At 36.5% G+C, this 14,924-nt stretch carries 10 protein-coding genes and 6 tRNA genes; 2 read left to right on the top strand and 14 right to left on the bottom strand.

Annotated elements, in window-relative coordinates; genetic code table 11:
- Positions 1-23: 23 nt before the first annotated feature.
- The 12 genes from FN756_RS05305 to FN756_RS05250 form a co-directional block, all read right to left on the bottom strand.
- A complete protein-coding gene (locus FN756_RS05305; RefSeq protein WP_142602094.1) occupies positions 24-1,811 on the bottom strand; it encodes an SLC13 family permease in 1,788 nt (595 codons plus the stop codon).
- 3 nt (positions 1,812-1,814) lie between these two features.
- Complete coding sequence (locus tag FN756_RS05300; protein WP_142602092.1) at positions 1,815-3,554, bottom strand: APC family permease; 1,740 nt, start codon at positions 3,552-3,554, stop codon at positions 1,815-1,817.
- 8 nt (positions 3,555-3,562) lie between these two features.
- On the bottom strand, positions 3,563-5,437 hold the full coding sequence (locus FN756_RS05295; RefSeq protein WP_142602090.1) for a mechanosensitive ion channel domain-containing protein: 1,875 nt from the start codon (positions 5,435-5,437) through the stop codon (positions 3,563-3,565).
- A gap of 203 nt (positions 5,438-5,640) precedes the next feature.
- Entirely contained in the window at positions 5,641-6,615 is a 975-nt protein-coding gene (gene trxB / locus FN756_RS05290) for a thioredoxin-disulfide reductase (protein WP_142602088.1), read from the bottom strand.
- Between the two features lie 29 nt (positions 6,616-6,644).
- Positions 6,645-7,730: a tRNA 2-thiouridine(34) synthase MnmA gene (gene mnmA, locus FN756_RS05285; RefSeq protein ID WP_142602086.1), complete on the bottom strand. Its 1,086-nt coding sequence runs from the start codon at positions 7,728-7,730 to the stop codon at positions 6,645-6,647.
- Between the two features lie 99 nt (positions 7,731-7,829).
- Positions 7,830-7,902 (bottom strand) — tRNA-Gly (locus FN756_RS05280).
- A gap of 155 nt (positions 7,903-8,057) precedes the next feature.
- Positions 8,058-8,130, bottom strand: a tRNA-Gly gene (locus tag FN756_RS05275).
- A 27-nt stretch (positions 8,131-8,157) separates the two neighbouring features.
- A tRNA-Leu gene (locus FN756_RS05270) sits at positions 8,158-8,243 on the bottom strand.
- Positions 8,244-8,365: 122 nt separating this feature from the next.
- Positions 8,366-8,438 (bottom strand) — tRNA-Gly (locus FN756_RS05265).
- A 28-nt stretch (positions 8,439-8,466) separates the two neighbouring features.
- Positions 8,467-8,552 (bottom strand) — tRNA-Leu (locus tag FN756_RS05260).
- A 43-nt stretch (positions 8,553-8,595) separates the two neighbouring features.
- A tRNA-Gly gene (locus tag FN756_RS05255) sits at positions 8,596-8,671 on the bottom strand.
- Between the two features lie 102 nt (positions 8,672-8,773).
- Positions 8,774-9,256 carry a regulatory protein RecX gene (locus tag FN756_RS05250; protein ID WP_142602084.1) on the bottom strand — a complete coding sequence of 161 codons (483 nt, stop codon included), beginning with the start codon at positions 9,254-9,256 and terminating at the stop codon, positions 8,774-8,776.
- Positions 9,257-9,417: 161 nt separating this feature from the next.
- Here FN756_RS05250 and FN756_RS05245 point away from each other — a divergent pair, with 161 nt between their 5' ends.
- Entirely contained in the window at positions 9,418-11,883 is a 2,466-nt protein-coding gene (locus FN756_RS05245) for a bifunctional UDP-N-acetylmuramoyl-tripeptide:D-alanyl-D-alanine ligase/alanine racemase (protein ID WP_142602082.1), read from the top strand.
- 22 nt (positions 11,884-11,905) lie between these two features.
- Positions 11,906-12,526 (top strand): DUF502 domain-containing protein, encoded by a 621-nt coding sequence (locus FN756_RS05240; protein ID WP_246085427.1) that lies wholly within the window; start codon positions 11,906-11,908, stop codon positions 12,524-12,526.
- 48 nt (positions 12,527-12,574) lie between these two features.
- Here FN756_RS05240 and FN756_RS05235 read toward each other — a convergent pair whose 3' ends face one another.
- Positions 12,575-13,282, bottom strand: a complete 708-nt coding sequence (locus FN756_RS05235; RefSeq protein ID WP_394344411.1) for an LOG family protein — start codon at positions 13,280-13,282, stop codon at positions 12,575-12,577.
- 28 nt (positions 13,283-13,310) lie between these two features.
- A complete protein-coding gene (locus FN756_RS05230) occupies positions 13,311-14,774 on the bottom strand; it encodes a sodium:solute symporter (RefSeq protein ID WP_142602078.1) in 1,464 nt (487 codons plus the stop codon).
- Positions 14,775-14,924 lie beyond the last annotated feature (150 nt).

The following is a 14,924-nucleotide window of genomic DNA, read 5'->3' as shown; positions in this document are numbered from 1 at the left end:
AAAAAATATTTAATGAGTTTGAGTTAAAGCTTCCAAATTATCGGTATCAGATGCCATACAACAATAAGCAGTAAAATAGTTAAGGGACCTCCAGTTTTTACAAAATCACTAAATTTATATTTACCGGGTCCATAAACTAAAATACAAGCAGGTTCAAATGGGGTTATCATGGAAATGGAAGCGGAGACAATTATGGCAATTGCAAAACTTCTTTCATTTACGCCCATAGCATTGGCGGTACTTATTGCAATTGGAAGCATTACTAATGCTGATGCCGCATTTGATAGCGGTTGAGTAAGTAAAACCGTTATAATCATAAAAGCGGCCATTATAGTACTGGGGTTGGAATTTTCGAATGTATGCACGATTAGTTGAGCAATAAATTTGTCGCTTCCTGAATTTTTCATTGCTACACCAAAAGCGGTCATGCCTCCAATCAAAATTAATAAACGCCAATCTACAGCATGGTAAGCCTCTTCAACAGTAATTGCTTTTAACATCACACTTAGTGCTGCAACAGCCATGAATGCAACACTTATTGACATAAACCCCGTAACACTTAAAAAAATTGCAGTTAGAAAGAATGCAAAAACTAACCAACCCCTGTTTTTGAAATTAATTTTTTTGGGAGTCTCATTGATCAGTACAATATCATCAACAGCGACAAAACTTTTAATATCGGATGAGGTTCCTTGCACAAATAAAATGTCACCCATTCGTAAAATGGTATCGTCAATTTTCTTTTCAACCCGTTCACCGAAACGATATACCCCAAGGACCACCAGGTTCCATTGCTTGTAAAAATTAACATTCTTAATGTATTTTCCTCTCATAGAGGAATTTCGATTAATCAATACTTCTGCAACGTGTTTTATTTTTGATTCTTTACTTTTTCTCTTTTCCTCACTTTCTTCATTTTTATCGGGCTTTTCCTCTTCTTCGTTTTCACCAATGATATCGATAAAATAATATTCCTTAATTTTAAGCAGGTCTTCTATTGTACCTACTAAAAGAATATGGTCATTTGCTTCTATTATATCATCTTCAATCACCAAATCATTAATACCACGTATAACTCTTACTATTTCAAGATTTAAATTTTTGAATTCATCATTCATTAATTTTTTGCCAATTAAACGTGATTCGGGTTTAATAACCACTTCACTAAGGTATTTTCTGATTGATTTTACATCCTCAATGCTTTTATAAGAAGGCAATAGATACCTGCTGGTTATCATCAGGTAAAAAATACCTACGGCACAAAGCACAATGCCCATAGGCAGTAGTTCAAACATATATAAAGGAGCAATTCCGGATTCTTCAAGATAAGCGCTACCGGCAATATTAGCGGAGGTCCCAATAAGTGTACATGTGCCACCTAACATAGAGGCAAAAGCTACCGGCATTAAAAATTTGGATGCGCTTATGTTTATTTTTTTACTAATGGCCAGTACCGGTGCGATAAGCATAGCGGTTATTGAAGTGTTATTCATGAAGGCCGAGAGGAGCGCAGTAAAAACCATAATGGTACTTAAAATGATAATGGGTTTGCTGCCTAATTTTACAACTAAGCTTGAACTTACGGTATTAAATACTTCACTTTTTTGAATAGCAGCTCCTATCACAAAAATGGAGGCAAGCATAATGATAAAGTCATTTCCAAATCCATTAAAGGCCTCTTCTTTGGTTATTATTTTACTGGAAATCAGTGTGATGAGCATTAAAATAGTTATCACATCAACCGAAAGTTTTTCGGAAATAAAAAGTGCTAACACGATAACCAACAAACCCAATACGATCGCGATTTCCATTTTTTACATGATTAACCGTACGCCTCCTAATTCTGAAATATGATACGGGAATTTATTACTTAACGATCCTATAAACATGAAGTTTTTGGGTATATGCCATTTTTTTGAAAGTTCATCGATGATTTCAGGGCCAAAGATTCCTTCTATTTCAATAAAATCAATGGCAATATCAGGATATGCTCTATCAAGAACTTCAATATCTACTTTAAGTAACTCATTTGTATCACCTTTCTTTTTAATATTAACAATCTTCAGTTTTTTTGTTGTTTCATTCAATTCAACGTACTGCATTACTTTATTGAGTACGGCAACATTATCTCCTTTAGTGAAAAATACAAATTCCTGCGCATTGATCTTTGAATGCATAGTAGTTAGGTATCGATTACTCACTACTACTGCTTTGCGTAATGGTTCATAGAAATATTCTATTACTTCAATTAACACCTTTAGTAAAAATGCCCGATTGAGCATCATGTAAATGAATAGCAATGAAGGCAGCAGATACTCTATAAATGTATAAAGAGAATTGAGGTTTAGTTTAACATTGCCTAAGAAAGCTATTAATACAGCCACTATGGCAAGTATAACGATATGCTCTTTGGCCCTTTCTGGTCGTGGTAGTTTTTTTCGTTTGAATTTTAATAAAAGGTTACCGACAGCAAATAAAGCCATTACCGTAAGAAATGAAAAGGTGTAAACACCTGCTAAGGCTTCAAGATTTCCACTAGTAGCCATTAATACCGATACGCACAAAATCAAAAATGTAATGATGATACGATAACTTGCTCCACGTTTATTTTTCTTCAGGAAGAAATTAGGGAGTATTCTATCTAAGGTAATTCGTTCCAACAAGCCTGAAACTCCGACAAAAGAAGTTAATACAGCTCCACATAAAACTAAAACAGCATCAATGGAAATGAGATAAGCAAATAATGACCCTCCGGTTGTTTGTCCTAAAAAGGCGAGTAATGATTCTTTATGTTCCCCAACTTGCGAAATCGGGATAATGCATATGACAAGCAAGGCAATAACAGGATTGAAAAAGCTCACTACTACCCACATATTACGCAGTGTTTTAGGAAATACTCCAGGCTGTTGTTCCTCTACAAAATTTGCAGAACTTTCAAACCCAGAAATGCCAAGCATAGCCGCTGAAAAGCCAAAAAATAAAGCATGCGTTAGATTGCCATACTTGATAGGAACCTGCCAGTTTATATGAAATGTTGATAAGCCATTGTTAATTAAGAACCAAATTGAAACCAATACTAAAAAAGAAAGGGTAAGCAGGTGGACAATGAAAATTATCATCGCCACTATTGCTGATTCCCCAATGCCTAAAATAGCCAAACCGGTGAATGTAAAGAGTACAACAATGGTAGCAATAGTTACATCCAAGGAAGAAAATATTTTGCTTAAATAATGCATGGCTTCACCGGCAGAGAGAACGGCTGTGGCCATATAAGATAAAATGGTAAGCGTGGCAGCAAGAGATGCCATCCGTTTGGTTGCTGTGTTTAATAATACATTGTATGCGCCCCCATTTAACGGAATAGCTCCGACAACCTCTCCATATATTCTACGGAATAAGAATAAAACAAATGCTACGAAAAGCAGGGAAATCCATGCATATTGGCCTGCATATAATATGGTAAGGGCCGAAACATATAAACAGGAAGAGCTTATATCGTTACCACAAATAGCCGTAGCCTTTAATTCGTTTAGCTTTTTATTAGTTACCGTCATTTTTACTCTTATTCTTTTGTATTCACATTTCTTACTGTAAATACCGGAGCTTTATAATTTTTATCAAGGTAATTTGATGGGATGGTGGTCATATTTCCATCTCTTGCTGCTCTATAATGAGGAGAAAGAATTTCTATGCCCACTTCATTACAACAATCTTGTATGTTTTGATGCAGATTGGAATAGATAAAAGCTTGTTTGTTAGGTTCTTTTGTGTATGCGTTTATTTGATAGGAAACATAAAAATCATCTAAACTTGTTTGTAATACAAAAGGAGCAGGATCCGGTAAAATATGTTCGGTTTTTATAGCCGCATCTATCAATGCTTTGTGCATATTTCTCCAGGGAACGTCATAACCAATAGTTACAGTAGTATGTAGTATCAATCCTTTATCCGGAGCATCACTGCTATAGTTGATCGTGTGACTATTCATTACTGTTGAATTAGGGATCGATATTATTTCATTCTTTATGGTTCTTATTCGTGTAACCAGCATTGATTTTTCTATAACATCACCTACTTCTTCTCCAATTTTAACCCTGTCTCCAATTTTGAATAATCGCATATAGGTAAGTACTAAACCGGCAATAATATTTGAAAGCGAACCTGCTGAGCCAAAAGTGAATAGGAATCCTAGGAAAACTGAAACCCCGCGAAATATTGGAGAATCACTGCCTGGTAGGTATGGGAATATTACAATCACCATAAAAGCTAATACCAAAATGCGAACAATTTGATAGGTAGGGTTGGCCCAATCAGGATAAAATCCGGAGATTTTCAAATTACCTCTCTGAATTTCAATCTTTAAAAAATTAATACCTCTTAAAATGTAGCGAAATACTATGATTATTACAATTATGGTAATGAGGTTCGGTAAATAGCTCCAGAAAGCGAGCACAATTTTTTTTAGAGGGTTTAAAACGTAACCAAATAAAGTGGTTGTGAAGTTTTTAGTCCATGGAAAGATTCCAAAAAGTATCGGTAATGTAATATAAACGGCCAATAGAATGAATAACCATTTGAGAACATTGTTAAGACTCAATAGCGCGTTTACCTGTTGTTTAGCATTAAATAAGGTGTAATCCCTAATCTTTATACCTTTTATCCTATTGTTTTCATGCTGTTGAATTTTAATTGCTGTCCATTTGAATAGTTTTTTAAAATAATGGATGATTGCACCCAAAACTGAAAGAACAAGTAATGAAAGACCGATCTCTTTTATCAAAGTTGTAAAACTAGTTTCGGATTTATATTCCAGAATAGCATTGCTAATTATGTCTTGATATTTTTTTGCCAACTCAAGTTTAGTTGAATTATTCCATAGGGCATCATTCTCTGATACACTCATGAGGATGGTTTCACCAAAATTAATTTCAACTGTTGATTCCGATTGGCTTATAACTAGTGAATCACGATTAAATTTGAAATCATTAGCTGTTTTTTTTATTCTTTCACTAACTGCTTCTGCTCGTTCGCGTGCGGAAAAGCTTCCTAAATTGCTATAGATATTAAACAAAGTATCATTGAAAAAACCGTATACAGGAAAATTTTGGGCCGTATGCCGTAAGGAATCGATACGTGCTTTCTTTTGAGCCAGTCGTTTTTCCTCTTTCGAATTTAATTCCTGTATTTTTTTCTGTAATTCTTCCTTTTTTAAATTATCGGTTGTTTTTAACGCATTAATCTGAGCTTCTAATTTTAATTTTTGAAGAGAATCGGCGATGTGTTGTTTTTCAATTTCTGCCAATTTTAGTTGATAATCTTTAAGGATTACAGTATTGGAGGAATCATTATGCTTGGTTATACGTTCATTCTGGGCAAATAAGCTTTGTGATGTAAGTACCAGTAATGGAATCAGCAAGGTCAGTGTTATTCTCTTCATTTGTTATTTTGACTGATAGATATGTGAATTTTAAAAGTAGCGTACTGCCAAATTAAAATTGAAAAAATGGCATTGGGTTTAATTCCAGTTTATTAAATAAAATTTAAAGTAATATACCAAGTTTTTATGCAATCGGGATATTGTGAAAAAGAAAAACCATTCCTTGTTGGGGAATGGTTTTTCTTACTAAATTTTTAAATATCTTATTTTGATACTTCTTCAGCATAAACTGAAGAGTGCGCTTTGGCAGCTAAGTAACGTTCAGCATCAAGAGCTGCCATACAGCCTGAACCGGCAGCTGTTACCGCTTGACGATAAATATGATCTTGTGCATCACCACTTGCAAATACTCCTTCAATGTTGGTGCGAGTGCTACCAGGTTGAGTAATTAAATAGCCTGTTTCATCCATATCAAGCCAACCTTTAAACACATCAGTATTTGGTTTATGACCAATAGCTACGAAGAAACCGGTAACATTAATGGTTTTTTCTTCGCCGGTTTCATTGTTAATGATGCGAGCTCCTGTAACACTTTGACCATCGCCCAAAATTTCTTTGGTTTCTGTATGGAAAAGAACTTCAATGTTTTCAGTATGTTCAACACGGTGTTGCATTGCTTTTGAAGCACGCATTTCACCTTTACGAACAATCATATATACTTTTTTACAAAGTTTAGCCAGGTAAGTTGCTTCTTCAGCAGCTGTATCGCCAGCTCCAACAATTGCAACTTCTTGTCCGCGGAAGAAAAATCCATCACAAACAGCACAAGCTGAAACGCCAAAACCATTGTATTTTTGTTCAGATTCTAATCCTAACCATTTTGCTGAAGCACCGGTTGAAATAATTACTGAATCAGCGGTAACCGTTTTACCATCATCAAGCGTTACTTTATGAGGTAATGACGAAAAATCAACAGCTGTAACAATACCAAAACGAACATCTGTTCCGAAACGCTCCGCTTGTTTTTTGAAATCCTCCATCATTTCAGGACCTTGAGTTCCCTCAGGGTAACCCGGGAAGTTTTCAACTTCAGTAGTGGTAGTTAATTGTCCGCCTGGTTGTAAACCGGTATACATAACAGGTTTAAGATCAGCACGAGCTGCATAAATTGCTGCAGTATATCCTGCCGGGCCTGATCCAATAATCAGGCAATGAATGTGTTCTAATTGCTCAGACATATATAAATGAAAAATTTTTGGTTATTTAATTAACAAAGAAAGCCACCGCCTAATAAATCATTTCCTTCATAAAAAACCGCTGATTGGCCCGGTGCGATCGCTGAAACCGAGTGATCAAAGCTAACTTTAATCTTATCGTTTTCTTCTACAATAGTACTCATTGTACCGGCATCCTTGTAGCGTATTTTTGTAACAGCTTCGATAGGTTCTTGGATAGAGCCATATTTAATAAGGTTGAAATTACGAACCAGTGCTTCACTTTTTAATAATTCATCTTCACGTCCTAAAACCACTGTGTTCGTTTCAGGATGTATACGGGTGACGAATACAGGTTCACCCATGGCAATACCCAACCCTCTGCGCTGACCGATCGTATAGAACGGATAACCTTTGTGTTTACCTACTATTGTGCCATCGCTCATGACGAAGTTTCCTCCATCAACTTTTTGCTCTAAATCAGGAACACGATGACGCAGAAATGAACGGTAATCATTATCAGGTACAAAACAGATTTCATAGCTTTCACTCTTGTTGGCAAGATCGATCTGATTCATGTCCATTGCCATTTGACGAATTTCTGTTTTACGAAAACTTCCCAGTGGCAATTTGGTACGGCTTAAATTATATTGTGAAACACCCCAAAGGACATACGATTGGTCTTTATTGTCGTCTAATCCCTTTGAAACCACATAGCGCTCATTCTCCTGACGGATGTTTGCATAATGACCTGTTGCAATGAATTCACAATCGAGTTTGTCGGCACGTTTCATTAATGCTTCCCATTTTATGTGGGTATTACATAATACACAAGGATTCGGTGTTCGTCCGGCGAGGTATTCATCTACAAAGTTGTCGATAACGAAATTGCCAAACTCTTCACGAATGTCGAGTATGTAATGTGGAAATCCATAATCAACGGCTAAAGAACGTGCATCGTTGATTGAATCAAGACTGCAGCATCCGGTTTCTTTAGAAGAGGAACCCGACGAGGCATAATCCCAGGTTTTCATGGTTAGGCCGATTACTTCGTAGCCTTGCTCATGTAGCATGATTGCTGCTACCGAACTATCGATACCGCCGCTCATAGCCACCAAAATTCTTCCGTGCTTGCTCATATGATTTTCAAACCGCAAAGATAGGGATTTGGTTTTAGTGTTTTAAGCCCTAATAAGTCATATAGGAGTAAAAAAGAGCGAGAAAAGATTGAAAAAAAGAGCGATAGACGGGGATCGAACCCGCGACCTTTAGTTTGGGAAACTAATACTCTACCAACTGAGCTACTATCGCTTGTTAAACTAATTTAGCAAACTTTAGGTACGGATGAAGTTGAGTATTGATTTTTTCTGAGATTTTTTATTTGACAGTCAACCATACTTGAAAATAGATTCAAGTAGGAATGGGACTAAAAAAGAAAAGCTCTCCGAATATTCGAAGAGCTTTAGAGCGAAAGACGAGATTCGAACTCGCGACCCCAACCTTGGCAAGGTTGTGCTCTACCAACTGAGCTACTTTCGCATATAAAGACTGTCTTTCAAGTCTTAGTACTCCGGGCGGGAATCGAACCCGCACGACCTGTAAGGGTCACAGGATTTTAAGTCCTGCGTGTCTACCAGTTCCACCACCAGAGCATCGATTAAAATCGATATTATTTTATAAATTTTTTAAAGAACAATTTAGATCGAAAGACGCACTTCGAATTACGATCATAAAACAAAAAAAGAAAGCTCCTCAATTATTCGAGGAGCTTTAGAGCGAAAGACGAGATTCGAACTCGCGACCCCAACCTTGGCAAGGTTGTGCTCTACCAACTGAGCTACTTTCGCATATACAAGACTGTCTTTCAAGTCTTAGTACTCCGGGCGGGAATCGAACCCGCACGACCTGTAAGGGTCACAGGATTTTAAGTCCTGCGTGTCTACCAGTTCCACCACCAGAGCATCGATTAAAATCGATAGTTGTTAAATTTTTAAAGAACAATCTTGGAGCGAAAGACGAGATTCGAACTCGCGACCCCAACCTTGGCAAGGTTGTGCTCTACCAACTGAGCTACTTTCGCATTATTTCAATTTTAAAACGAATTATCTTGCGATTAATTTGTTTTCCCTTTCGTTTGGGAATGCAAATATAGGCAAACAACCGTTTCTGTCAATAGCTAATTTTAAAAATTCTTAATTTTTTCCCAAACCAAGTCTGCTTCAAAGCCTCTTGAAATGGCATAACTGGCTATCTTATAGTTTCTTTTTAACTCGTTTTTTTCTTTTTCAACCGCTGATTTTTTTTTAATTATTTCTGCAAGTTTCTGTTCGTACTCCTCAGGATCGATAATTGCCAGCCCTTTTTTGATGCAGTTCTCTGAAATTCCTTTGAACTTTAAGCCTTGTTTTATCTTAATTCGTCCCCAACCTTTCATTCTGAACTTACCTTGCGAATAGGCTTTGGCGAATCGTTCTTCGTTTAAAAAGTTATTTATGATTAATTCTGAAATGATTTCTTCTACTGCATCTGTCCATAAACCCCATTCATATAATTTTGTTCGTACCTCTTGCTGACTTCTTTCCTGGTAGGCGCAATAATGTTCGGCTTTTGCCAAAGCAATTCCTTTATCAGTGATTCGTTTCTTTTTGGTTGATTCTTCTTGCATATAGTTTAAAGGTTGCCCCGTCTCGCTTGGAGTGACAGCACTCTCGAGGTAAAAATAGCATTTTGTTCTCTTTATACTCTTGTATCTCGATTCTTACACTTCGGCCCTTAATTCTATCTTCTGGCATCTTTATTCTTGTATCTTGATACTATATTTGTACCATGCCCGAAAACGGATATACAATTAAACAAGTAGCTGACATACTGGGTGGTTACGCTAGTCTAACCGATGGAAATTCAACAGTCATCAACCTAATTATCGACAGTAGAAAAATTGCTCATCCTGAAGCATCTTTATTTTTCGCTTTGAAAGGAAGAAATGATGGCCATAATTTTCTTGCTGATGTTTATAAGGCTGGCGTCAGAAATTTTGTAGTTTCTAATGATAAATCATTAATAGGATTAGCTGATGTAAATTATATCAAGCTCGACAATACGCTGGAAGCATTACAGCATCTTGTTGCTGTGCATCGCAAGGGTTTCAAGCGTGATGTTATCGGAATTACGGGTAGCAATGGTAAAACTATTGTGAAAGAATGGTTGTTTCAATTGCTTTCAGTTGATAAAAATATTGTTCGTAGTCCTAAAAGTTATAACTCGCAAATCGGAGTACCATTATCGGTTTGGCAATTAAATCAAGATGCCAATCTTGGCATTTTTGAGGCTGGAATTTCTGTGCCGGGAGAAATGGCTCATTTGGAAGAAATCATTCAGCCCACTATTGGCATTTTAACGAATATTGGTTCAGCGCATGACGAAGGTTTTACCAGTAAAGCACAGAAAGTAGAAGAAAAGTTAAGCCTGTTTAAGCATTGCAATCTGCTTATTTATTCTTCAAAAGATGTCGAAGGAAAAGAACACTTAATTACTTCTCCCAATACATTCACCTGGACATTTGATGCTTCTGAACAAGCTGATTTGAACGTATTAAGCATAACAAAATCAAAAGGTAAAAGTGTTTTAGTTGCAAGTTTTAAAGATCAGCAATATTCAATTACCATTCCGTTTACGGATGAGGCATACATTCATAATGTAGTGATATGTTGGAGTACGATGATTTGCTTAGGGTATAACCATGAGGTCATTGCACAACGCATGGCTGAGTTAGCCGCCATTGAAATGCGTTTGAAATTGCGGCAGGGAATTAACAACTGTACGCTCATTAATGATAGCTATAATTCTGACTTAGCATCTTTAGAAATTGCTTTAGATTTCTTGCATCAACAACATCAACATCATAAACGAACCGTTATTCTTTCAGATATTTTTCAAACGGGAATTCCTGCTAATCAACTTTACTCTAAAGTGGCGGCCTTGCTTCGCTCAAAAAAAATTGATCGGTTAATTGCCATCGGGCCGCAGCTAAATGTGTTTAAATCATTATTTGCTCCAAATTCTGATTTTTTTGAATCAACAGCTGAGTTTGCCGAACAATTTTTGAATCAGAATTTTAACGATGAAACCATTTTGTTGAAGGGGGCAAGAAGTTTTGGTTTTGAGCGCATCAGTAAACTGTTGGAACTGAAAGTCCATGAAACAGTTTTTGAAATTAACCTTAATGCTTTAATCAGTAATCTGAATTATTTCAAATCGAAATTGCAGCCACGAACTAAAATGATGGCGATGGTAAAGGCATTTTCGTATGGAAGCGGAAGTTATGAAATTGCCAATGTGCTTCAGTTTCATAAAGTGGATTACCTGGCGGTTGCTTATGTTGATGAAGGTGCTGATCTGCGTAAAGCCGGAATTAAGTTGCCAATCATGGTGATGAGTCCCGAAGTGTCAAGCTTTGAAAGTTTGATCGAACATAACCTTGAACCGGAAATCTACAGCTTTAGAATCTTTAAAGAGTTTATCGCCTTCCTTAAAAATCAAGGTATTACCGAATATCGGATACATCTTAAAATTGATACCGGCATGCATCGTTTGGGTTTTGAAGAACATCAAATAGATGAGTTACTGGAAATGCTTGGCGAAAATCCACAAATACACATTCAGTCAGTGTTTTCACATTTGGCCGGTAGTGATGAGGTTAAACACGATGAGTTTACCCATAAGCAATTAAATACGCTCTTGCGGGTCTGTTCTAAATTAGAACATGCTTTAGGTTATCCATTTATTAAACATACTGCAAATTCTGCTGCTATAACTCGTTTTCCGGAGGCTCAGCTTGATATGGTTCGTTTGGGAATTGGTTTGTATGGAATTGATAGCGCAATAAAAAACAATTTTGCACTTCAACCAATCGGAACGCTTAAAACTACAATTTCACAAATAAGAGAAGTACCGGCAGGAGATTCTATCGGTTATAATAGAAGAAGCAGCGTTGATAAGCCATCTCGTATTGCAACCGTTAAGATTGGTTATGCCGATGGGTACAACCGAAAATTAGGTAATAGGGTAGGCTCTATGCTTGTTAATGGACAACGTGCTCCAATTATTGGCAGCGTTTGCATGGATATGACGATGCTTGATGTTACCGGAATTGATTGCAATGAAACAGATGAAGTAATTGTTTTTAACGATGAGTTGCGGGTTGAGGAATTGGCCGATCATGTTGGGACAATTCCCTATGAATTACTTACTGCCATTTCACAACGAGTGAAAAGGATTTACGTTTATGAATAGAATTTAGTAAAAAATGGAAAATATGAACAAGTTACGTCGAAAAGCTCATTACCGTATTGCCTTGACAACCCTTTTCGGCTTTTTTATCAAAGGTTTATTATTTGTATTGCCAATTGGTCTGTCACTATACATCATTTTTAAAGCAATTTCATGGGTAGATAGTATTATCAATGTTAGTATTCCGTGGAGATCGATAGGAGGTATGCAACAATACATTCATCTTCCTGGTTTTGGTTTATTGGTGGTATTAACGTCGGTAACCTTGATAGGTATGTTTGTGACCTATGTGATTTCTGATTCGCTTTATATCTATTTTGAAGGTTTACTGAATAAAATACCCGTATTTAAGCTTATTTATAGCTCCATTAAAGATTTTATGGAGAGCTTTTTTGGCGATAAAAAGAAGTTTAATGAGCCGGTAATAGTGCAGTTTAATGATTATGGTTTGAAAAAAATTGGCTTTGTAACGGATAAGGATCTTTCAAAATTTAATTTGAACGGCGAAGTAGGGGTTTACTTTCCGAATTCATACGGAATCATGGGTGAATTCCATATTATTCCGGCCGATAAGGTTCAACCTTTAAATTTACCTTCGGCAGATGTTATGAAATATGTGGTTTCAGGTGGTGTGAGTGAGTTGTAGAGCGGAAGGAAATAATATTTTCCCTCCAGATATGGAGGGAAAATATTATTAAAAATTCGGTTTGATTACGTATTTGTTGTAGAAACGAACGATGTGTTCAACAGCTTCTTCAGGAGTATCAACCAAGCGGAATAAATCAAGATCGTGTTCTGAAATGTATTTGCCTTCTAATAGTTGTGTTTTAATCCAATGCAGTAAACCACCCCAATAAGATGTTCCTACCAGCACAATTGGAAAACGTGCTACTTTTCCGGTTTGGATTAATGTCATTGATTCGAACAATTCATCAAGCGTACCGAAACCGCCCGGCATTACAATAAAACCTTGGGAATATTTAACGAACATTACCTTACGAACAAAGAAATAGTCGTAAGTCATCAACTTATCTTTATCGATATAAACGTTGTGAAATTGTTCGTGAGGCAATTCAATATTCAAGCCTACTGATTTTCCCCCTGCTTGGAAAGCACCTTTATTGGCGGCTTCCATAATACCCGGGCCTCCACCCGTAATAATTCCATATCCCTTCTTGGTGAGTTTATTGGCAATTTCTACTGCCATTTCGTAGTAGGGATCTCCTTGTTTTAAGCGGGCCGATCCAAAAATTGATACACATGGCCCAATACGAGCCATCGTTTCAAACCCTTTAACAAATTCAGCCATTATTTTAAAAATCTGCCATGAGTCGGTGATTTTTATTTCTGGCCAATCTTTATTTTCAAATGCGCTTCTAATTCTTTCGTCTTCTTCTATCATGATCAAAAAAATGTAATGTTGGGATAATTTAAACGGTAGTGGGCTCCAATTGTTTCTTTTTTGAGATTGCTAATAATCCTAAAAAAGTAAGTAGTCCATTAATAATTAGTAATTCTAAGCCAATATGAAATTCCCCGAAAAACACATTTTGATACTTGTCTAATGCAAAGCAGATTATTGGAGCTCCTAAACATATATAAGGTACCATTTTTTCGTTTAATGTGCGTTTAGTAAGGATACCAAATGAGAATAGTCCCAATAATGGGCCATAGGTATAACTGGCGATTGTTAATATTAAACCGATCATGCTCGGGTTATTAACCCATTTAAATATCATAACCAAGGCGAGGAATAAAACGGCAAATGATAAATGCACACGTTGACGTATTTTCTTTTTCTTCTCATCTGTCCATTCTTCATTTCGTTGCATGCCCAGAATATCTATACAGAACGATGAGGTTAAGGCGGTAATTGCTCCATCGGCACTTGGGAACAAGGCCGATATAAGAGCAATAATAAAGATGATAGAAACCATCGGAGGCATGTGGTTTAAAGCAACAGCAGGGAAGAGTTTATCACCGGTATCATTTATGCCTATTTCTCTAGCGTACAGATGTAATAGCCCTCCTAAAAATAAAAACAGCAGAATTACAAATAACATGATGAAGGAAAGAACTACAACATTCTTTTGAGCATCTTTTAATGTTTTAACTGAAATGTTTTTCTGCATCATTTCCTGATCCATACCAGTCATTGTAATGGTTATAAATGCTCCTGCCAGTATCTGTTTCACGAAAAATAATTTATCATTCGCATCTGTAAAGAATATTTTCGAATAACCTGCTGAATTCATCGCGTCAAGACCAGTGGCTAAGGTCAGGTTCATTTGTTGCAAAATGTAAACTACGCAAATTACGAGTCCGGCCAGCATGCATGTAGTTTGTAAGGTATCTGTCCAGACAATGGTTTTTACTCCACCTTCATAAGTATAAAGTAATATCATCAATAAGATAATGAGTGTGGTAACTCCAAAAGGAATGTTGAATTGTGACAGGATGGCGTCTTGTAAAATTTTAACAACTAAGTATAAACGGGCAGTGGCTCCTAAAGTGCGGGAAAGAATAAAAAAAGAAGCGCCGGTTTTATAAGAATGAAAACCTAACCGGGTATTCAGATAATTATAAATAGAAGTCAAATTGAGCCTGTAGTACAGTGGCAGCAAAACAAATGCTATTGCCAGATAGCCAATAAAATAGCCTATGGTGATTTGAAAGTAGGCAAAGGCATCACCTCCAACTGATCCAGGGACGCTTACAAACGTCACTCCCGACAGCGATGTACCTATCATACCAAAGGCAACCAACATCCAGTTTGAGTTTTTGTTTCCAATAAAGAATGTATTGTTTCCAGCGTTGCGAGAGGTGAAATAGGCTACAATTAAGAGAATTAAAAAATAAAGAGCAACAAATGTAAAAAGTAAAGAGGCTGACATATGTTTAGTTGTTATAAATAATGCTAATATGTTAAAGATGAAAAAAATCCAATATAGTTCAATCTTTTTTTGAATAAACTAATTGAAACGGATGTAGAATCAGTAGTAAACTTATCATCTAAAACCTAGAGTTTTCCTGTTAAATTTGCA

Source organism: Solitalea koreensis, from assembly GCF_900182575.1.
Classification (GTDB): Bacteria; Bacteroidota; Bacteroidia; order Sphingobacteriales; family Sphingobacteriaceae; genus Solitalea; species Solitalea koreensis.
This window is presented reverse-complemented; position numbering and strand designations above follow the sequence as displayed.